The sequence below is a fragment of the Acetobacter conturbans genome (genome assembly GCF_011516755.1).
Taxonomy (GTDB): domain Bacteria; phylum Pseudomonadota; class Alphaproteobacteria; order Acetobacterales; family Acetobacteraceae; genus Acetobacter; species Acetobacter conturbans.
This window is the reverse complement of record NZ_WOSY01000005.1, coordinates 250,600-270,589: the sequence shown is the minus strand read 5'-3', so window position 1 is coordinate 270,589 and position 19,990 is coordinate 250,600. Positions and strand designations below refer to the sequence as shown.

Annotated in this window: 22 protein-coding genes and 1 tRNA gene; 14 read left to right on the top strand and 9 right to left on the bottom strand. The window is 60.0% G+C overall.

What is annotated here, in order from left to right; translation table 11 throughout:
- Positions 1-124: 124 nt before the first annotated feature.
- A complete protein-coding gene (locus GOB81_RS07470) occupies positions 125-1,279 on the bottom strand; it encodes a M24 family metallopeptidase (RefSeq protein ID WP_173569741.1) in 1,155 nt (384 codons plus the stop codon).
- Positions 1,280-1,439: 160 nt separating this feature from the next.
- The gene (locus GOB81_RS07465; RefSeq protein WP_173569740.1) at positions 1,440-2,072 is read right to left on the bottom strand and encodes a TetR/AcrR family transcriptional regulator; all 633 of its coding nucleotides are present in this window, start codon (positions 2,070-2,072) and stop codon (positions 1,440-1,442) included.
- A 712-nt stretch (positions 2,073-2,784) separates the two neighbouring features.
- Between GOB81_RS07465 and GOB81_RS07460 the strand changes: the two genes are divergently transcribed.
- Entirely contained in the window at positions 2,785-3,039 is a 255-nt protein-coding gene (locus GOB81_RS07460; protein WP_173569739.1) for a hypothetical protein, read from the top strand.
- Positions 3,040-3,067: 28 nt separating this feature from the next.
- Here GOB81_RS07460 and GOB81_RS07455 read toward each other — a convergent pair.
- Positions 3,068-3,143 (bottom strand) — tRNA-Glu (locus tag GOB81_RS07455).
- Between the two features lie 79 nt (positions 3,144-3,222).
- Entirely contained in the window at positions 3,223-3,552 is a 330-nt protein-coding gene (locus GOB81_RS07450; protein WP_173569738.1) for a hypothetical protein, read from the bottom strand.
- A 47-nt stretch (positions 3,553-3,599) separates the two neighbouring features.
- On the opposite strand from GOB81_RS07450, the gene GOB81_RS07445 reads away from it, so the two are divergent.
- Together GOB81_RS07445 and rpoH are read left to right on the top strand one after the other, a co-directional pair.
- The gene (locus tag GOB81_RS07445) at positions 3,600-4,586 is read left to right on the top strand and encodes an RluA family pseudouridine synthase (protein ID WP_173569737.1); all 987 of its coding nucleotides are present in this window, start codon (positions 3,600-3,602) and stop codon (positions 4,584-4,586) included.
- A gap of 243 nt (positions 4,587-4,829) precedes the next feature.
- Positions 4,830-5,714 carry an RNA polymerase sigma factor RpoH gene (gene rpoH, locus GOB81_RS07440; RefSeq protein WP_173569736.1) on the top strand — a complete coding sequence of 295 codons (885 nt, stop codon included), beginning with the start codon at positions 4,830-4,832 and terminating at the stop codon, positions 5,712-5,714.
- Positions 5,715-5,838: 124 nt separating this feature from the next.
- Here rpoH and rdgB read toward each other — a convergent pair whose 3' ends face one another.
- Both rdgB and rph read right to left on the bottom strand, forming a co-directional pair.
- The gene (gene rdgB, locus GOB81_RS07435; RefSeq protein ID WP_173569735.1) at positions 5,839-6,441 is read right to left on the bottom strand and encodes an RdgB/HAM1 family non-canonical purine NTP pyrophosphatase; all 603 of its coding nucleotides are present in this window, start codon (positions 6,439-6,441) and stop codon (positions 5,839-5,841) included.
- On the bottom strand, positions 6,438-7,166 hold the full coding sequence (rph, locus tag GOB81_RS07430) for a ribonuclease PH (protein WP_173569734.1): 729 nt from the start codon (positions 7,164-7,166) through the stop codon (positions 6,438-6,440). The genes rdgB and rph overlap by 4 nt, the downstream gene beginning before the upstream one ends.
- A gap of 195 nt (positions 7,167-7,361) precedes the next feature.
- Here rph and hrcA point away from each other — a divergent pair, with 195 nt between their 5' ends.
- Positions 7,362-8,432 (top strand): heat-inducible transcriptional repressor HrcA, encoded by a 1,071-nt coding sequence (gene hrcA, locus GOB81_RS07425; protein ID WP_173569733.1) that lies wholly within the window; start codon positions 7,362-7,364, stop codon positions 8,430-8,432.
- A 19-nt stretch (positions 8,433-8,451) separates the two neighbouring features.
- Here hrcA and GOB81_RS07420 read toward each other — a convergent pair whose 3' ends face one another.
- Positions 8,452-9,108, bottom strand: coding sequence for a hypothetical protein (locus GOB81_RS07420; protein ID WP_173569732.1), 657 nt, complete (start codon positions 9,106-9,108; stop codon positions 8,452-8,454).
- 236 nt (positions 9,109-9,344) lie between these two features.
- Between GOB81_RS07420 and GOB81_RS07415 the strand changes: the two genes are divergently transcribed.
- Complete coding sequence (locus GOB81_RS07415; protein WP_173569731.1) at positions 9,345-9,572, top strand: DUF3126 family protein; 228 nt, start codon at positions 9,345-9,347, stop codon at positions 9,570-9,572.
- 79 nt (positions 9,573-9,651) lie between these two features.
- Here GOB81_RS07415 and GOB81_RS07410 read toward each other — a convergent pair whose 3' ends face one another.
- Complete coding sequence (locus GOB81_RS07410; RefSeq protein ID WP_173569730.1) at positions 9,652-10,269, bottom strand: DUF2939 domain-containing protein; 618 nt, start codon at positions 10,267-10,269, stop codon at positions 9,652-9,654.
- A gap of 147 nt (positions 10,270-10,416) precedes the next feature.
- Here GOB81_RS07410 and GOB81_RS07405 point away from each other — a divergent pair, with 147 nt between their 5' ends.
- The 6 genes from GOB81_RS07405 (at position 10,417) to thiD (ending at position 16,462) form a co-directional block, all read left to right on the top strand.
- Positions 10,417-11,202: a HesA/MoeB/ThiF family protein gene (locus GOB81_RS07405; protein ID WP_173569729.1), complete on the top strand. Its 786-nt coding sequence runs from the start codon at positions 10,417-10,419 to the stop codon at positions 11,200-11,202.
- A complete protein-coding gene (locus GOB81_RS07400) occupies positions 11,195-11,578 on the top strand; it encodes a DsrE family protein (RefSeq protein ID WP_242010118.1) in 384 nt (127 codons plus the stop codon). The genes GOB81_RS07405 and GOB81_RS07400 overlap by 8 nt, the downstream gene beginning before the upstream one ends.
- A gap of 76 nt (positions 11,579-11,654) precedes the next feature.
- Entirely contained in the window at positions 11,655-12,689 is a 1,035-nt protein-coding gene (locus GOB81_RS07395; RefSeq protein ID WP_173569727.1) for an SH3 domain-containing protein, read from the top strand.
- 79 nt (positions 12,690-12,768) lie between these two features.
- Positions 12,769-14,202, top strand: coding sequence for a pyruvate kinase (gene pyk, locus GOB81_RS07390; protein WP_173569726.1), 1,434 nt, complete (start codon positions 12,769-12,771; stop codon positions 14,200-14,202).
- Positions 14,203-14,296: 94 nt separating this feature from the next.
- Entirely contained in the window at positions 14,297-15,655 is a 1,359-nt protein-coding gene (gene glmM / locus GOB81_RS07385; RefSeq protein WP_173569725.1) for a phosphoglucosamine mutase, read from the top strand.
- A gap of 3 nt (positions 15,656-15,658) precedes the next feature.
- Positions 15,659-16,462 (top strand): bifunctional hydroxymethylpyrimidine kinase/phosphomethylpyrimidine kinase, encoded by an 804-nt coding sequence (thiD, locus tag GOB81_RS07380; protein WP_173569724.1) that lies wholly within the window; start codon positions 15,659-15,661, stop codon positions 16,460-16,462.
- A 64-nt stretch (positions 16,463-16,526) separates the two neighbouring features.
- On the opposite strand, the gene GOB81_RS07375 is transcribed toward thiD, so the two are convergent.
- Positions 16,527-17,264, bottom strand: a complete 738-nt coding sequence (locus GOB81_RS07375; protein ID WP_173569723.1) for a response regulator transcription factor — start codon at positions 17,262-17,264, stop codon at positions 16,527-16,529.
- 185 nt (positions 17,265-17,449) lie between these two features.
- Here GOB81_RS07375 and fliI point away from each other — a divergent pair, with 185 nt between their 5' ends.
- From fliI to tsaE, 3 genes are all read left to right on the top strand, one after another.
- A complete protein-coding gene (gene fliI, locus GOB81_RS07370; protein WP_173569786.1) occupies positions 17,450-18,856 on the top strand; it encodes a flagellar protein export ATPase FliI in 1,407 nt (468 codons plus the stop codon).
- A gap of 38 nt (positions 18,857-18,894) precedes the next feature.
- Entirely contained in the window at positions 18,895-19,335 is a 441-nt protein-coding gene (locus GOB81_RS07365) for a flagellar FliJ family protein (RefSeq protein WP_173569722.1), read from the top strand.
- 151 nt (positions 19,336-19,486) lie between these two features.
- The gene (tsaE, locus tag GOB81_RS07360; RefSeq protein WP_173569721.1) at positions 19,487-19,951 is read left to right on the top strand and encodes a tRNA (adenosine(37)-N6)-threonylcarbamoyltransferase complex ATPase subunit type 1 TsaE; all 465 of its coding nucleotides are present in this window, start codon (positions 19,487-19,489) and stop codon (positions 19,949-19,951) included.
- Positions 19,952-19,990: the final 39 nt, after the last annotated feature.

The following is a 19,990-nucleotide window of genomic DNA, read 5'->3' as shown; positions in this document are numbered from 1 at the left end:
GGACCTGAACGGTCCGGCGTTGAAGGAATCCGAACGAGAGAGGCACCGTTTAGCGACTGCTGGTCTGGTCATTCTGCACATGACGCATGGGATGGCTTTATGCCTCATATCCAGAAATACAGAATTACGAAAAGATCAGCTCTTCTTTACTGTCTGGGTAGGGAGTCAGTATTTCGTAGCCGGTCTCTGTCACCAGCACCGTATCCGAATGCCGGTATCCACCCTTACCTTTGACATAGATGCCGGGTTCGACGCTGAAGAGCATTCCCGGCTGGATGACATTGTCTTCACCCAGAGCGAGGAATGGTGCTTCATGGCTCGTGACGCCAAAGCTGTGGCCTGTTCGATGGAGCGGTGTATCGTAACCGGCTTTGTGAGCGATCGCCTGACAGGCGGCGTCGATTTCCGATCCAATGGCACCCGGCTTCAACATGTCGTAGGTTTTATAACGCATTTCCATCATCGTATCGAAAGGACGTTTCGCTTCTTCCGGGATGTGCTCCAAAAAGACTGTCCGCTCGATTTCCGCGCCGTAGCCATTCAGTTTTCCGGCAATCAGCGCCAGAAAAGGGCCACCCGGCAGGCACGGTGCCGTCAGGCAGGAAAAATTATGCGGATCATCGGTATAGGCTGGGGGCTGGATGAGACCGGCGGCGCGGCTGGACATGACATTGTAGTGGGGAGCATCGGCCAGACAGCGCTGATAGAAATATGGTGTGACGCCACTGATGGCGTGAGCGACGAGCGTGCCATTTTTCATTTCTGCAAGCATGAGCTGCAGGGCTTTTGTCATCACATCGCTGGTCCAGGCGATGCGGGAGATTTCATGAGCAGACTTAATCTCTCTGATTTTGTCTACAACATTGAGAACTTCTGTCGGGTTGGTAACGGCGGCACGCAACCATGCCGGACAGGCCCCTTCGATACCGATCGTGCCCTGTGTCGGCAGCGCATCTTGCAGTCGATCAGACCAGCGTGAACCGACGAGAGCTGGAAATTCAGCATATTCCAGCAGTGTCAGATCACCCACCTTATGGCGCTCGACATGGGGAATTTCGAGTCTGGGAACAATAAAGAACGTTTCGGTCGCAGTTATGACGAGGATAAACGGACGTTCATGAACGAAGTTCGCAAAGTTAGTCAGGTAATAGATATTATCCGGATCGAAGGAAATGTAAGCGGAAAAACCAGCCTTTTCACACCCTTCCCGCACTTTCTTCAGGCGTTCCTGAATTTCGGGCTGCGAGACCTGTCCGGCACTCAGTGGTGGGATTGCCATTGTCCTGACCTGACCTTTTCTGTGTTCAATATGGACGGCCCGGGGTGGATCATACCGGGGTCAACAACAAACAATACATCCTACTTGTTTTATGTTCGTCAAGCATATTAATTACGGAAAAGGAATAAAATCCCCCGACACCGGCAGCCCAATGCGGGTTTCAGGGCTTATCGACTGTGATTTTCAGGAGTTCCTGACGCGTAAAATTCCGCCAGAGCATGTAGCTGTCTTTCAATTCGCTGACGGATGTGCCGCGGGCGATTTCCACGGAGATACCCCGCAAAAGGGCGGAATTGATCTGGCGAAGGCGGACGAAATGGGCGTCAGGCGGCGCTTTGCGGCTACCGGAGAGCCAGCGTGTCATGAACTGGTCGATGCGGGCCAGGACCGGTTCCGTTGCGGCTTTAAGCTCAGGATCGCTACGTCTTGCCAGTTCGATCTCAACCGTTGCGATGAAATCCGGACCATCTGTGACCAGCGCCCACATGGCGTCCAGCATGGCGTCCACCCGTTCTTCGGGACGTCCCTTCAGGCTCATGGCGTGACGATAGAGTCCAGCGCGCTTGACCGCATAATGCCGCAGCACCGTGGCCATGATCAGCGCCTTTGTCGGATAGTGATGTTGCAGCGCGCCTAGGCTGACTTCAGCAGTCTTTGCGATGCGCTGGATAGTTGTCGCGGCATACCCCTGGGTCTGCAGCAGACTGACGGCCGCCTGTATGATTTTGGTTCGCGTTACAGCGCTGCGATCAGCCTGAGTGCGGCGGCGCACGGGAGAATGAGAAACGGTCATACGCTAAAGTTCGTTATCCTGCGACGGAGATGGTTTCTTACAGGCGCTCACAATAAGAGGAAATGCCTTTCTCCGCCCTTCGTTCCATGCGGAACGGCAAGCGCGTGCATGCTGGTGATCGCCGTAGCGAGGACCGATGCAGGAAGACGTATCTGTTGGTTCACCTTCCTGAGGGTAGCGCGCAGTTCCCCACCGGCATGCGCCATCCATACGGATTGGGGACAAACCTTCGTGTGATGAAGAGCTCTTTTTTTTCAGTATCCCGGTCGGCAAAAGTGATGGCTGCCCTTTTGGCCTGCGAGTCAGATTGAACGGTGGAAAGAGCTTCTTCCTCTGAGGGAGCACTGTGTAGCTCACCCTGGAAAGTTTTCTGCCATATCCCTTAAAACTATTTATTTTAAAATAAACAATTCAAATTTCTTACATGGAGTAATGAGCACCCCTTTCCTGCGCGCAGCAATGTATTTCCAGCGTTTGAATTGTGCAGATATGCTTTGTATGTACCGGAATTTTTTATAAAGAGCCCAGATAGACCTGTCCGATATTTTTCTATTTTTGCTCGGCGGGATAAAGCAGCTTGACATCCTGATGGGCAAAAAGGCACCCGATATTGCTGCCACATCACCGATCGATGATGACGGTAGTCTCTTTTCGGGCAGAGCAGCCAGCAATCCTTCTCATATCTTGCTGGCGATGAACTGGGCAGCAATCAATGGCAGACGAACGGCTCGACCTGCTGTTCCACCCTCATCACCTTGCCTGCCAGCCTGACCTCTATGGGTTCGCCCGTTATGGCAAGGGAGAGCGCTTTTTAAACAGCAACGTGCCTGACGATCCATTTTTGGATGTCCAGAAAGGGGTCACACTGGCAAGCAGCAGAGTTTTGATTTTCAGATCTGAGAAATATCGTGCCCATACCCACCCTCCGAGAAATTTCCGAGGGGTGGTGCAAAGAATGTTATGCTGATGAGCTGGTTTTAGAAAACCGTTAAAAATGGCGTCCCATAGGGGATTCGAACCCCTGTTGCCGCCGTGAGAGGGCGGCGTCCTAGGCCTCTAGACGAATGGGACATTGGCCGTGGGCGGCTTCTTACGGCAACAGGGGTATCAATACAAGCGCTCTTAAAAAATAATTATTCGCAACAGACGATCACTGCACCAGATCCAGTTCACCAACCGTGCGGGCGGCTGCCGTATCCCACAGCACGATCCGGTCCGGACCACCACCGCTGAGGCGAACAGCCATGACCGGACCATTCTGCCAGGCGATACTCTCGATCCGCGTTCCGGCTGGCTCATGCAGGAGGAATGGTTTTTCTGAAAGAATTGTGGATGCTACAGGGACAATCGTGGCCTGCCGGGGATGCGACATCCGATGAATGAGGATCGCCACAAGCCCGCCCGTCCCCAGAACGATCAGCAATCCCATGCCGATGACGACGGCTAGAAGGCCGCGCCGTGCGAAAGTGCCCTGCTCCATGTCGTCATTCCTTCCCTGCTGGTGCGGTCGGCCTGTAAATGACACCCATGACAGATACAACCCATGGCCTCCGCACCCTGACCATCACCGAGGATTTCACCGGCCAGCGGACAGACCGCGTGCTGGCGGCCTGCTTCACCGACCTCTCGCGGTCCCGCATCCGGAACCTGATCGACGACGGTCGCCTGACCCGCAATGGCGAACCCCTGACCGAACCGGCCGAACCGGTGCGGGCGGGCGCTACGCTGGTGCTCGACATTCCGGTTCCCACGCCTGCCATGCCGCAAGGAGAAAACATTCCGCTGCCCGTCCTTTACGAAGACAGCGATCTGCTCGTGCTGGACAAGCCGGCGGGGCTGGTCGTCCACCCGGCACCGGGCAATGAGACCGGCACGCTGGTCAACGCGCTGATCGCACATTGCGGCGACAGTCTTGTGGGAATCGGCGGGGAGCGGCGACCGGGAATCGTGCATCGGCTGGACAAGGACACGTCGGGTCTCATGATCGTGGCGAAGACGGAACTGGCGCACCGCGCACTTTCCGAGGATTTTGCCGCACGGCGGATCGATCGTGCTTATCTCGCGCTCTGCTGGGGCGTCCCCTCCCCAACCAAGGGGGAATATGAAGGCAATATCGGCCGGGACAAGCGGGACCGGAAGCGGATGGCGGTGGTGGACCACGGGGGCAAGGAAGCGCTGACCCGTTATACTGTCCTGCGCGCATTCGGGACGTATGCCGCACTGATGGAGTGTCGGCTCGCCACGGGACGGACTCACCAGATCCGCGTGCATTTCGCGGCCAATAACCATCCTCTGATCGGCGATCCGCTTTACCTCCGGCGCGTGCCGTCGATTTCGAAGACATGCCCGCGAGAGGCACGCGACGACGCGCTCGATTTCCCGAGACAGGCGCTTCATGCGGCGCGGCTTGGATTCACCCATCCGCGAACGGGAGAAGTCATGCTGTTTGAAACAATGCCTCCCGAGGATTTTCAGACTCTTGAAAAGACGTTAGCAAATGATTATCTAAGATGATTTTTTGTTAATCTTGACGTTTCGCTCTACGTCTTTTATAGAAAAGCGGTCTTTTCGACGCGCCTATGCGGCCGCCGGAATGGGCGTCCCGGAGTCTTTCGCCGCATATGGGGGAGACTGCCGGGGACACATCAAGTCCACTCCCCAGCGTCGCCCGACATGCACAGGCCTTCAAGCCCGACGTTCATAAAAGAAGTCCGGGCTGCATGAAGGTCAAGTGATCGGGATGAAGGAGAAGTCTCCATGGCATCAACGTCCCTCACCATTGGTCCTGAAGCGAGCCTTTCCCGCTATCTGCAGGAAATCCGCAAATATCCCCTCCTCTCCCCTGAAGAAGAAACGTCTCTGTCCCGTCGCTGGCGCGATAGTGGTGACGTAAAAGCCGCCCACAAACTGGTGACATCGCACCTGCGTCTCGTGGCCAAGATCGCCCTCGGCTATCGTGGCTATGGCCTGCCGCTGAACGAACTGATCAGCGAAGGTAATGTCGGCATGATGCAGGCTGTTCGCCGGTTCGATCCGGAACGCGGCTTCCGTCTGGCCACTTATGCCATGTGGTGGATTCGCGCTGCCATTCAGGAATACATTCTCCACAGCTGGTCTCTGGTGAAAATGGGTACGACGTCCGCCCAGAAGAAGCTGTTCTTCAACCTGCGCCGCCTGAAGGGCGAGATGAAAGCCATCGACGATGGTGATCTTGCGCCGGAGCAGGTTGCTCATATCGCCAAGACCCTCGGCGTGCCTTCACAGGATGTCGTAGCGATGAACCGGCGGCTTGCTGCCGGTGACCACAGTCTGAACGCACCTCTCCGCAGCGATGGCGAAGGGGAGTGGCAGGACTGGCTCGTGGATGACACTGAGAATCAGGAACACGCTCTTGGCGAGCATGAGGAGTTCTCTGATCGCAAGGCGCTTCTCGTGAGTGCGATGGAGTCACTGAACGACCGTGAGCGTCACATCTTCGAAGAGCGGCGCCTCAAGGATGATCCCGTAACGCTGGAGGAACTTGCCCAGCACTATGGCATTTCCCGCGAGCGTGTCCGCCAGATCGAGACCCGCGCCTTCGAGAAGGTGCAGGCTCATATGAAAACCGATATCGAAGCGCGCAGACAGGAAGCAGTATCGTAATAACCATTTCTGGAAAGGGGGCTTTGGCCCCCAATCCCAGAAATGGTCGTTACGTCATTAAAGGGGGCTGCCGAAAGGTGGGCTTTGTGACGGACGGGAAGAGACAAAACTCTTCCCCCCACCCTTACGCCAGACAGGTCTTCTGGAACGCTTCAAATGCCCGCGCACGGTGGCTAATCGCGTTCTTCTCTGAATCGCTCATCTCGGCGAAGGTCCGCGTTTCGCCTTCCGGCACGAAAATCGGATCATAGCCATGCCCCTCAGCTCCACGGGGTTCAGGGGCGATCGTTCCGTTGATCCGGCCTTCGAAGCACTGAACGGCACCATCCGGAAACGCCAGACACAGCACACAGATGAACCAAGCTTCCCGTTCGTCTTCGCCGATGCCCAGTTCGATGCGGTGCATCGCACCGGCGAAATCCTTGTCGGGACCAGCCCAGCGCGCGGAGTAGATACCTGGTGCACCGCCAAGGGCGGACACGCACAGGCCGGAATCGTCAGCCAGAGCAGGCAGGCCGGTGGCCGTGGCGGCTGCTTCGGCCTTGATGCGGGCATTGCCCTCGAACGTCGTGGCCGTCTCGTCCGGCTCGGGCAGATTGAGTTCCCCTGCTGACACGACTGTCACGCCGTAAGGCGCCAGCAGGGCGGCAAACTCGGCCAGCTTGCCCTTGTTGTGGCTGGCCAGAACGAGGCGACTGCCCCGTTCCAGCGGGCGTGGCGTGCTCATGCGGCTTCCGCAGCCTTGATGGCGGCGTCCTGCGCAGCGAACAGGACCTGGGTGCCCTGCTTGGCCAGAGCGAGCAGCTTGAAGAATTCTTCCTCTGAAAACGGCTTGTCTTCGGCCGTTCCCTGAATCTCAACGATGCCGCCTTCAGACGTCAGCACGAAATTCGTATCGGCGGCGGCGCTGCTGTCCTCGACATAATCAAGGTCAAGCACCGCACCCTCGGCCGTCAGGCCACAGGAAACGGCGGCAACCTGCCCGATCAGCGGGATAGTCTTCAGCACACGCTCACGCTGTAGCTTGCCCAGAGCCAGACGCAGCGCCACCCATGCGCCGGTAATGGAGGCGCAGCGGGTGCCGCCATCGGCGTTGAGCACGTCGCAATCGAGGGTGATGCTCATTTCACCGAGAGCCACCAGGTCGGTCACGGCGCGCAGGGAGCGGCCGATCAGACGCTGGATTTCCTGAGTCCGCCCGGACTGCTTGCCTTTTGCCGCCTCACGGCTGCCGCGAGTGTGCGTAGCGCGCGGCAGCATGCCGTATTCCGCCGTCACCCAGCCGGTGCCCTTGCCCTTGAGGAACGGCGGCACGCGCTGTTCGATGCTGGCGGTGCACAGTACTTCCGTGCCGCCGACACGGATGAGGGCCGACCCCTCCGCGTGCCGCGCGAATCCGGTTTCGATGGTGACAGGACGCATGGCGTCAAAAACGCGGCCGGAGGGACGCATGGGCAGGCTCCTCGAAAGCTGGACGCGGCAAGGATGAACCACGTCTTGTGAGAGATCTGCTCAATAGACCGGTGATAAAGGGCTGACCACCCCGCAGGCTCTTGTCACAGCCAGTGCGGCATCCCAGAGTCAGAAGAAGTCTCTCAGTGAGAGAAGCAAGGAGCAACGCCCATCGTCCGCCCACCCACCAAGTCCGTGCTCTCCCTGCCCCGTGCAGCCGAACTGTTCGGGGCCACCTCGGGCCTGAACTCCCGCTCCGCCACCATTCTGCGCGAGCTGGTCGAGCATTATCTGGAAACGGGCGATCCTGTCGGCAGCCGCACGCTGTCCCACCGGCTGCCACTTGGTCTGTCCCCTGCGACTATCCGTAATGTCATGGCGGATCTGACCGATGCCGGGCTGCTGTTCTCGCCGCATACGTCGGCGGGACGCCTGCCGACGGAGAAAGGACTACGGCTGTTCGTCGACGGGTTACTTCAGTTCGGTCATCTCAGCGAGGAGGAGCAGGAATCCATCTCCAGCACGCTGGAGGCGCGTGGCCGGTCACTTGAGGACACGCTGACAGAGGCATCATCCCTGCTTTCCGGCCTGTCGCAGGCTGCGAGCCTTGTCATCGCGCCGAAAGGCGATGGCGCGATCAAGCATATCGAATTCGTGGCGCTGGGTGGCAACCGGGCGCTGGTGGTGCTGGTCGGAGCGGATGGGCAGGTCGAAAACCGGGTGATCGAAACCCCGGTAGGCATGCCGCCTTCCACGCTGACGGAGGCCGCGAACTATCTCAATGCGCGCCTGACCGGTCGTACGCTGGGCGAACTGCGCACCCGTGTGAATGACGAGATGGCCGCTGCCCAGACGCAACTCGATCAGCTGGCCACGGAGGTCGTCGCCAGCGGGCTCGCGACATGGAACGATGAAGGCCGCAGCGGCACGCTCATCATTCGTGGGCAGGCCAATCTGCTGACGGACATCACGGAGATCGAACGGCTTTCAAGCATCCAGAATCTGTTCGAGCGGCTGGAAAAGCAGGATGCGATGCTGCGCCTGCTGGAACTGGCGGAAAATTCGGATGGGGTGCGCATCTTCATCGGTTCCGAGAGCGGCCTGTTCGGTGCCTCGGGGATGTCGATGGTAGTGGCGCCGGCCCGCAATGACGCCAACAGAATCGTTGGCGCCATCGGGGTGATTGGACCGACACGCATCAATTACGGTCGCATCATCCCCGTCATCGACTACACCGCCCGGGTGATCGGGCAGATGCTGGGATGACGGGGAAGCCTGCCAGACCTTACTGACCCGTCGTTGTCGTCGCGGCTGCACCACGAGTGGTGATGACGGCGGTCGCCGGAGACGCGGCCGAGGTGGCTGCGGAAGAAGCCGCTGACGCCGCGGCTGCACCGGTCGCAGGTGTCTTCAGGGCTGGCAGGTCGGCTGCGGGGCCGTTCCACACTGCGCTCTGGCTCTGAGCCGGGACTGCCGGGGAATGGAAGCCGGATACGGGGCCGAACACACCATTATTAACAGGCCTCATCGTCGCTTCCGGCTGGCGGATACAGCCACGGATGATGGGCTCGCAGATTCCTTCGTGACCGATCGTCTTGTCGTTGTCGCCCGTATAATGGACTTCGGTGACCTGACCGTGATCCACCCTGAACAACGCGGTGCAGGAGCTGCCGGTGCCGTTGTAACTCGTCTGGCCCATGCCGAACGGATTGATGGAAAAGGCGCCTGTTGCGGAAGGCTTGTTGCTATACTGATACAGGTCCGTCGTGGCGTTCAGCTTTGTGACCTTGTCAGGTGTCCCGGCACAGGACTGAAGATCGTTGGATGTCATCCCGATCATTGTAAACTGGGCTTTATGTGCCGAGCGCGAATCAAAGTAGCCGCAGCCGCTGAGGCCAAGAGTAGCCCCCAGCAACACGACACAAAATCCCGGTTTCAACATGCAGGTTCCTTACGGCAGTAAAAGAGCACTGTGCTCTTCTTCAGGGACATAGGGCTATGCCCGAACGGATTTTGCAACAAAAGACAGCAATCCTCCGCCGTGGAGTTGCGGGCTGCAGCCGCAATGCTTATTAGCCTGCCACCTGTCACCCGTAATGGTCGCCACCCGGCATGTGACCGCTCTCATGCCATCAGGCTGGCGCCGCACCCTGCCTCTTGTCTCCGGAGATACCCATCATGAGCACGATCTCGTCGAGCGAAATCTCACGCCTGCAAATCTGCCTCCGCCGCCTCCTTGGCGCCAAGGGACTAAGCGTCAACGCCCCGCCGCGCGCAGGTCTGTCCGTCGAACTGGCTGTCGATGGAGAAGTGATCGGCACCGTGCATCGGGACGATGATGAGGGCGAAGTCTCCTACACCATTAACATCATCCTTCTGGAAGAAGATCTTCCTCCCGCTGCCTGAAACCAGAAACCCCGGTCCTGAAAGGTCAGGACCGGGGTTCACGGAGTTTTCGAGGTTATCGTCTCAGAGGAAATACGTGTCAGGCGTGACGCTGTGACACAGACGCTTCCATCACCGGACGATGAGGCGTGGTGGGGAAATCGACCCGTGTCAGTTTCCACTGCCAGCGCTCGATGCGAAGCTCGACACGCAAGGGTGTTTCCTGCTCATGACCGGGAACCACCATCTGGGCCTCGAACGTGTTCGCGCCGGTGAACCGGACCAGAGCGTGGCTGACCGCTGAGAAAATGGAGCCCGCACTCATTTTCGCGGACCCGGACGAGAACGCCTGATCGACGACAAAGCCGAGATTCTGCTGATTGACGGTCAGATCGACCGCATTGGACACGACGGTCGTCGCGAAGGAGGAACCGAACTCCGGCAGTTCTTCAGCCGCTGCAGTCGCATGACGCAGATTGAGACCGTCCAGCACCTGCTCCTTGAGCGAAGCGTCAAGGGAGGACCAGTTGATCGTCTGACCGAGAGCGACCATGTCGTGACTGGAAACCGCGTCGGCGATTGTCCAGAGCGTCATGAAAGGGGAAAGGGCATACAGGCCCAGCGAGGCGGCAAGAGAAGCGATACAGATACCGCGCGCCCGCTTCCGCGCGGGGCAGGCCCATGCTTCAGAGGTATGTGCGATTTCTGCGGACTGCATGGCTAGGTTCCTCATATCCATGTGAACGGTATAACACATGCAACACAGTTATGCATTTATCGTTTAATAAGAACCCCCGAAATCACGGAAATGTGATTTTTATTTCCATCCCCACTGCTGGCATTGCATCCGGCTGCTCGGAATTCCATGTCGATTGACCTCACGGAAAATGAAATCCAGCGCTACTCGCGCCACATCCTTCTCCCTGAAGTGGGGGGAACCGGCCAGATGCGGCTCCGCCAGTCCTCTGTTTTCATCGTGGGTGCTGGCGGCCTCGGCTCTCCTGTCGCCTGCTATCTCGCGGCGGCGGGCGTGGGGCGGATAGGTCTCGTCGATCATGACCGCGTGGAACTGTCGAACCTTCAGCGACAGTTCCTGCACGCAACCGACCGGGTCGGGATGCCGAAAGTGACTTCGGCGCGACACATGCTTGAGGCGCTCAATCCGGAAGTGACTGTCGAGCCTCATGAAGCGCAGCTGACGGACGACAATGTGGACGATCTTGTCAGCCGCTATGACCTTGTCTGCGACGGAAGCGACAATTTCGAGACCCGCTATCTGGTCAACGCCGCCTGTGTCCGCCAGCGCAAGACGCTGATTTCCGCCGCTGTCCTTCGGTTCGATGGCCAGATTTCCACATTCCGACCTCACCGCGGCGGTCCCTGCTACGCCTGCCTGTTCCCGCGTCCGGAAAAGGACACCCCCGCTCCAAGTTGTGGTGACAGCGGGATTTTCGGAGCTGTCACGGGCGTGCTGGGAACGCTGCAGGCCACGGAAGCGTTGAAGGAGATCTTGGAACTTGGCGAGTCCCTTGATGGACGCCTTCTTCTCTGGGACGCCCTCGCCGCCCGTTTCACCACCATCTCCATCACCCGTGACCCGGCCTGCCCGGTTTGCGGAGGACAGGCTTCACATGACTCTTCCCATGGCTGAGAAAGGCCTCGCGTTCCTGGTTTGCGACAATGATTTCAACCGGCTGCACACGGCATTCATGCTGGCGGCCAGCGCTCTGGCGATGAACCGGGACATCATTCTGTTCGCGACAGGTCCCGGCGCGCTCGTTCTGTGCAGGGAGGGCCGGTCCGACCCCGCATGGGAGAAGGCGGATGCCGTGCTTGCCTCGCAGGGAATCGCAACCCTGATGATGCTGCGGGATGCGGTCGTCAGCATGAACGCCAGACTCCTCGTTTGCGAAACGGGATTGCTGCGGACCAGCCGAAATTCGGAAGACCTTCTGGAAGGGGTGGAAATCGTCGGAATGCCGACTTTTCTCGATCTTTCGGACAGCTACAAGCTCGTCACTTTCTGACGGAAACACACGGATCCGGGGACTGGACGCAAGAACCCTCTTGCCGACAGGCTCAGGGCTTGGCACGGATGCGGCCATGAATGCTTCCTGCTCCCTGCGCGCCGCCGCCACGCTTCTGGCCGCGGTCACAACCGTGTCGCTCACAATCGACGCGCACGCCGCATCGTCGACCGCATCGGCCACCCCCGCCGTGCATCACCACAAAAAGGATGCGGCCAGCCACACGGCGGCCAAGAAAGAAGCGCACAAGCCTTCTCATCATACCACCGCGACGAAAGCCAAAGAGAAGGCGGCCTCGAGCAAGCATCCCGCCCGGCACCCCGAGTCGCGGAAGAACGCCGAACATGAGGCGCAGGCCCACAAGCCAACGCCGCACCACAAGCCGCATGCCGCGAAACATCCTGCGGCCCCGGAAGCAGAGACGGCACGGCCTCTTGCAGCGCCATTGCCGGGAGCGGCAGCCGGGGACAACGGCAGTCCGCCAGCGGCAGACGATGCGCCACAGGACAATGCAAACGGTCAGGACCCGACAAAAGGCAGCAATACCGGTCTGCCGCTCCCCCGTTTCGCCGCCCTGCGCGCCGATGACGTGAACATGCGGGCAGGACCCGGGCAGCGTTATCCCATCCAGTGGGTCTATCACCGCCGTGGATTGCCGGTGCAGATCGAACGTGAATTCGACGTCTGGCGTCTCATTGAGGATTCTGACGGCGTCAAGGGATGGGTCCATCAGGCAACCCTTGTCGGATCGCGCGATTTTGTTGTGCCCTCTCCGGCAGGTTCTGCACCGCCCACAAGCACCCAGACCGCCCCTTCCGCTGCTCCGAAACCCGAGGGCCAGCCCACCGGAAAGCACACGGAATCCCGGATCATTGAACACGTCGCGACGGGTGCCGACGTGGCGAAGATCCCGGGGGCTGTCGTGCTGCACACCTCGGGCGACGAGGATTCTGCTGCGGTTGCCGTGCTGACACCGGGCTCGGTAGGCACCGTCAAGACCTGCGCTTCCGGCTCCCAGTGGTGCAGGGTCTCGGTGCAGCGTTATGAGGGATGGGTGCGTCGCAACCAGATCTGGGGACTGCTGCCAGACGAGGCTTATCCCCCCTCCTGACGCCTGCTTTCATGGGTGACAAGGCTTCGCCGCTGCGCCAGTCTCCGCTCGAACGGACAGCACGAAGGACGGATCACCCATGGTCGCTGCTCAATGTCGAACGAAGATTGTCGCCACACTCGGACCGGCCTCATCGACGCATGAAACGATCCACAGCCTCGCCCTGGCAGGCGCGGATGTGTTTCGTTTCAATTTTTCCCACGGCACTCACGAAGACCATGCGGCCCGTTACCGGATCGTTCGCCAGATCGAAAAGGACATCGGGCGTCCACTGGGTGTCCTCGCCGATCTGCAGGGACCGAAGCTCCGGGTCGGCAAGTTCAGCGACGGCAAGGTCATTCTGGAAGCAGGTCAGTCCTTTCGGCTGGATCTCGATCCGGCCCCGGGCGATTCAGCCCGCGTCACTCTGCCTCACCCCGAAATCATCTCCGTGGCGAAAGAGGGCTCCGCGCTCCTGCTGGATGACGGCAAGCTGAAGTTGATCATCCGGACCGTCGGGAAGGATTTTCTGAAAACGGAAGTGGTGGTCGGTGGCGCGCTCAGCAACCACAAGGGCGTGAACGTCCCCGACGTGGTCCTGCCCATTCCGGCACTCACCGAAAAAGACAAGGAAAACCTTGCCTTTGCGCTGGATCTCGGCGCCGATTTTATCGCCCTCTCCTTCGTTCAGCGTCCGGAAGACGTGCTTGAAGCGCGCGAACTGGTGAACGGCCGGGCGTGGATTATCTCCAAGCTCGAAAAACCTCAGGCGCTCGATAATCTGGCCGCCATCCTGAACGCCTCGGACGCCGTGATGGTCGCCCGTGGCGATCTTGGGGTGGAATTGCCTCCCGAGAGCGTGCCGCTGGCGCAAAAGCGGATTATCCGCAATGCGCGCCGCCTCGGCAAACCGGTCATCGTTGCCACGCAGATGCTTGAGAGCATGATCTCGGCCCCCACTCCCACCCGCGCCGAGGCATCGGATGTCGCGACCGCCGTGTTCGACGGTGCGGACGCGGTCATGCTGTCCGCCGAATCCGCTGCTGGCAGCTATCCGGTTGAAGCGGTCACGATGATGAATCGCATTCTGGAACGCGTGGAAGCCGATGATGGCTGGCGCACCCTGATGCAGGCCAGCAGTCTGGAACCCGAACATTACACGGCGGATGCCATTGCCCACGCCGCCAAGCAGGTGGCGACGACCCTCGTTGCCCCGGCGATTATCGCCTACACTCACGCTGGTCCGACAGCCCTGCGGATCGCCCGTGAACGCCCGATTGCGCATATTCTCGGCCTGACCCCTACCATCGGCACGGCGCGACGGCTTGTGCTGGTTTGGGGCGTGAAGCCCTTCGTCCCTCCCGAAGATAAGCCCGTGCGTGACACGGAATCGATGGTTTCGATGGCACTGGAAGCCGCGCTGGCGAGCCATATGGCCAAACCCGGCGACACCATTGTCATCACGGCGGGCGTGCCGTTTGGCATCAGTGGTTCGACCAACACGATCCGCGTGGCGAAGATACCGGAATCCTGAAGTGCACTTTCCCCCTCTGGCCCCCCCGGAGGGGGAAGGGTAAAGAGAGGCCACGGCGGCCATCCCGCCCCGGGCAAGCAACTTCAGGCACGGCATGATCAAGACACGACAGTTTTTCGGCACTGACGGCATTCGCGGAAAGGCCAACGCGTTCCCGATGACCGTGGAAATCGCCCAGAAACTCGGGCAGGCAGCCGGACTGCATTTCCGACGCGGTAATCACCGGCACCGCGTCGTGGTGGGCAAGGACACGCGCCTGTCCGGCTATATGATCGAGTGCGCACTAGTGGCGGGCTTTCTCTCGGCCGGCATGGATGTCACCCTTGTCGGGCCTCTGCCCACACCGGCGATCGCCATGCTCACGCGTTCGCTGCGGGCCGATCTCGGTGTGATGATCTCGGCGTCTCATAATCCTTTCAGCGATAATGGCATCAAGCTGTTCGGACCGGATGGATTCAAGCTGTCCGATCAGGAAGAGACCGCCGTTGAGGCGCTCATGACGGCAGATCTGTCGGAGCAGCTTGCGTCCCCTTCCGAAATCGGCCGGGCGTCCCGTCTGAACGATGCGGCAGGCCGTTATATTGAACATGCGAAGGCGTCGCTGCCGAAGGGGTGCCGTCTGGACGGCCTCAAGATCGTAATCGACTGCGCGCATGGTGCGGCCTACCGCGTCGCTCCCGCGGCCATCTGGGAACTTGGCGCCGATGTCATCCGGATCGGCTGCGACCCCAATGGCGTGAACATCAATGAGCAGTGCGGCTCCACGCATCCGGAAAAACTCTGCGAGGCCGTTGTCGAACATGGCGCGGATCTCGGGATTGCCCTCGACGGCGATGCGGACCGGATGCTGCTGGCCGACGAGACCGGCCATCTGATTGACGGCGACCAGATTCTGGGCCTGATCGCCCGCTCATGGGCGAAAGCCGGACGGCTCGCTACCCCATCCATTGTGGCGACGGTGATGTCCAACATGGGGCTGGAGCGCTTTCTGGCGGATCAGGGACTTACACTTGAACGGACGGCCGTGGGCGACCGGTATGTTGTCGAGCGGATGCGGGAAAATCATGCCAATGTCGGCGGTGAGCAGTCCGGGCATGTGGTGCTGTCCGACTTCGCCACGACGGGCGATGGTCTTCTTGCTGCCTTGCAGGTTCTGGCGGTCCTGATCGAGGATGGTCGTCCGGCGAGCGAAATCTGCCGGGTTTTCTCCCCCTACCCTCAGCTTCTGAAGAACATCCGCTTCTCCGGTTCCAGTCCGTTGCGCCTGCCGGACGTGCAGGCCGCACGTAAGGAGATCGAAAAACGCCTCGGGACGACAGGCCGTCTAGTTCTCCGTGAAAGCGGGACGGAACCTCTGGTGCGTGTGATGGTTGAAGCCGAGGACGCGGAAGAGGTGGAACGGGCGGTGAATGATATGTGCGATGCAATCAACGCCGCGCACGCGGTAGCCTGACCGATGCGGGGACGGGTTCTCAGTATCGCCGGAAGCGACTCGGGCGGCGGCGCGGGGATTCAGGCTGATATCAAGGCGATCACGGCGCTGGACGGATTCGCGATGACGGCAATTTCGGCCCTGACGGCGCAGAACACGATGGGTGTCATCGACATTCTCGATGTGCCGCCTGAATTCTTGCGCACCCAGATTCGCTGCGTTCTGGACGATATCGGCGCCGACGCCTTCAAGACCGGGATGCTCGGGCGTGCGGAAAGCATTCATGTCGTGGCCGAAGAGGTCAGCCGCTATGGGAAAATTCCGTTCGTACTGGATCCTGTCATGGTAGCCAAAGGCGGTGCGAAACTGCTCGTGCCCGAGGCCATTTCGGCTCTCACCGACACGCTCCTCCCACTCTGCACCCTTCTGACGCCCAACATCCCTGAAGCGGAGGCCCTTCTTGGCGTTCGCATCAAGCATGAACAGGACATGATTGATGCGGCGCACGCCCTGCGCGCAAAAGGGGTGCCTGCTGTTCTTGTCAAAGGCGGCCATATGGAAGGGCCACGTCTTTCGGATGTGCTGGTCGATGGGAACACCGTCGAGATCTTCACCACGCAGCGGATCGACACCCGTCATACGCACGGCACCGGCTGCACGCTCGCCAGCGCGATTGCCACGCGGCTGGCTCAGGGGCGGTCACTCCGGGATGCGGTACAGGAAGCCCGCAGCTATCTCATCAAGGCGATTGCTCATGCTCCCGGCTATGGCAAGGGAGCCGGTCCACTCGACCATGGCATTACCATTTCCGCCGAGTGGACCGCCTGAACAACGAATAAAACCGCTTTCCGCTCCCTTTCAGGGGCACGGAAAGCGGTCCCGGATGGCAGGATCAGGCCGCGACGACCTGCTCGCGCTCCTTCTGAACAACAGGCTGCTCTTCCATATCCATGCGCTGAAGCTGCTCGCGAAGCATGTAACCGCGACCCCAGACGGTGGTGATCAGGTTGCCCGCCCCGGCAGCCTGCAACTTCTTGCGAAGCTTGCAGATGAAAACGTCGATGATCTTCATCTCCGGTTCATCCATGCCACCGTATAGATGATTCAGAAACGCATCCTTTGTCAGAACCATACCCTTGCGCAGCACCAGCAGTTCCAGAATGGCATATTCCTTCCCCGTCAGATGAACCGGAACGTCATTGACCATCACTTCCCGGCTATCGAGGCTGAGCCTGAGCGCGCCCACACGCAACGTCGGCTCGCTGAAGCCTTTCGAGCGCCGCAGGATCGCCTGCATACGTGCGACCAGTTCATCCGGATCGAACGGCTTGGTGAGATAATCGTCAGCGCCGACGGAGAAAGCCTTCACCTTGGCCTGTGGGCGCGTCAGGCCGGACAGCACCACGATCGGGGTCGTCACACGGGCGGCGCGGGCACGGCGCACAACTTCATACCCTTCGATATCGGGCAGCATCAGTTCCAGGACGGCCAGGTCGTAATCGTAATGCCGGAGCATTTCGACGGCCTCTTCTCCGGCCTGAACGTGATCGACCGTGAAACCCGCACCCCTCATGATCTGGGTGATTTCACCAACAGCAGCAAGATCGTCTTCAACGAGCAGAACACGCATCGTAATAACCCCCGGTTCGTTGTTGACCATTAGTTACCACCATGGGTTGTAACCGTCCACGGAAATTTCACGTAAAGATTGTATAAAGATTTTCGTCTATCGTTATAAATACGCAAATTGTCTTTTTTTTTATACATTTGAGCTGAAAACAAGGAATTGAAACGGCCATGAACGGAAAAACCCCCATGAATCCGGAGTTTCTCGCTCAGCTAAATGCAACCTGCGCGAGTATTCCCGCAGCCATGGCGTCCGCCAAAGTCACGGCGCTATCCGGGCTGGCCGTCACAATTGCCGGACTCGGCGGTCTGGCGTCCGTGGGCGACCGTGTGTCGCTCATGCGGCGCAACGGCGACTCCATCCCGGCAGAAATTATCGGATTCTCGGGAGAGCACGCTCGGGCGATGGCTTTTGGTAATCTGGACGGGCTGGCCAGTGGCAGCGACGTGCGATTCCCGGTCTTCATCGGATCGCGCGCACCACAGCCCGGTGGAAGCCTGCGTGTTTCCGACGGCTGGGTCGGCCGGATCATCGACCCGCTCGGTCGTCCTCTCGACGGGAAAGGACCTCTTCCGCCCGGCCCCTCGCGACCAGTTCGCACATCGCCGCCGGACGCGACTCTTCGTGCGCGTCTCGGGCCGCGCATCGATCTCGGCGTACGCGCCATGAATCTCTTCACCACCTGTCGTGAAGGGCAGAGACTCGGTCTTTTCGCAGGATCTGGCGTGGGGAAATCCACCCTCATGTCGATGCTGGCGCGGAATACGGCCTGCGATGTCGCCGTCATTTCTCTTGTTGGTGAGCGCGGCCGAGAAGTCCGGGAATTCGTCGAGGACGATCTTGGACCGGAGGGCCTCGCCCGGTCCGTCGTCGTTGTCGCCACCTCGGACTCGCCACCACTGATGCGCCGGGAAGCGGCTTATGCCGCCCTGACCGTGGCGGAATATTTCCGCGACGAAGGAAAGTCGGCCCTGCTCCTGATGGACAGCGTCACCCGCTTCTGTCAGGCGCTCCGCGAGATCGGCCTGTCAGTGGGGGAACCTCCGGCAACACGGGGATATCCGCCCTCCGTCTTTGCGGAACTGCCGCGCCTGCTGGAACGCGCAGGTCCGGGCATCGTCAGGCCCGATGGATCGGCGGGACAGATTTCCGCGCTGTTTTCCGTCCTTGTGGAAGGCGACGATCAGAACGAACCCATTTCGGATGCGGTGCGCGGCATTCTGGATGGTCATATCGTGATGGATCGCCGAATCGCCGAATCCGGGCGTTATCCCGCGATCGACGTATTGCGGTCTCTGTCCCGCACGGTGCCGGGATGCAACTCGCCGGATGAGAATGCCCTCACCCGCCGGGCACGCGCCATTCTCGCGACCTATTCCGAAATGGCCGACATGATCCGGCTGGGCGCCTATCGGCGAGGTACGGATCCAAAGGTCGATGAAGCCATCACCCTGCAACCGATCCTCGAGAATGTTCTCACGCAGGACAAACACGAGCGGGCCACTCTCCAGCAAAGCTTCGCGGCTTTGCGTGACGCCCTCTCCGGGCAACCTGCACGGGACAAGCCGGTCACACCCGCCATGGCCGTTTCCTGACCCTTCTCATCAGTTCACCCCAGACCGGGATAAATCCAATGCAACGCACACCGCTCGATTCCCTCCTCCGACTGAGGGACCAGGAACTTGATGAAGCAAAGAAGCTGCTTTCAGAGGCACTGGCTCGGGCGATGACCGCATCGGATGCCGTGAAAGGGGCGGAACAGAACATGGTACGGGAACGCGACGCCGCGTTGGATCTGGCATCGGACGACCGGGTTGTGGAAGCCTATTCCCGCTGGCTCCCCATCGGCCGGGCGGCCCTTGATCGCGCGCGGGCGCGGGAGCAGGACGCGGCACTGGACGTCGAATCCTGTCGCACGCGGGTGAATCTGGCGCGGTCGGCTCTGGAAGCGGCCCAGAAACTGGCGGAAAAACGGGCGAAAGAAGAGCAGGAACTGGCTCAGAAACGTGAGCAGGCGATGCTGGACGACCTGTCGGCGCGGCGTGTGATTCAGGAACGCACGCGGGACCTGTAACCGCGAAGACGGACTGTGCCAGTACAAAGGGCCAGTGGAATAACCGCCTGACTGACTTAAATCTCTGCACAAGCGCAACTGTGACAGGTAACAGGAATGGAACAAGGCACACGTTCGCCGTTGTTCCCTGAAACCGCACGGAATTCCCCTGATGACCTCCCGCATCCTGACGCTGCACACCCGGTCGGACACCGAAGCACTTGCGGAGACACTGGGGCGCCTTGTCCGCGCCGGGGACACCATCCTGCTCTCCGGACCGCTCGGAGCCGGAAAGAGCGTCTTCGCACGGGCCTTTCTCAGAACGTTGTGCAACGATCCGATGCTGGATGTACCCAGCCCGACCTTCACGCTGGTACAGCCCTACGACACACCGCAAGGGCCTGTCTCGCATTTCGATCTGTGGCGACTGCAAGGCCCGGAGGCGCTGGAAGAGTTGGGCTGGGATGACGCGCGCGCCGGTATCGTTCTCGTCGAATGGCCCGAGCGGCTGGAAGACCTGACGCCAGACGATGCGCTGCATGTCATGCTGAAACCGCTGCCTGTCGCTGGGGGCGATCCCGATGCGGACGATCTGCCCCGCGAGGCGACTGTGACCGGCTGGACTGACCGACTGTGAAACAGAGAGGCCCGAGACCGCTCCAGACAATCGCCGAGG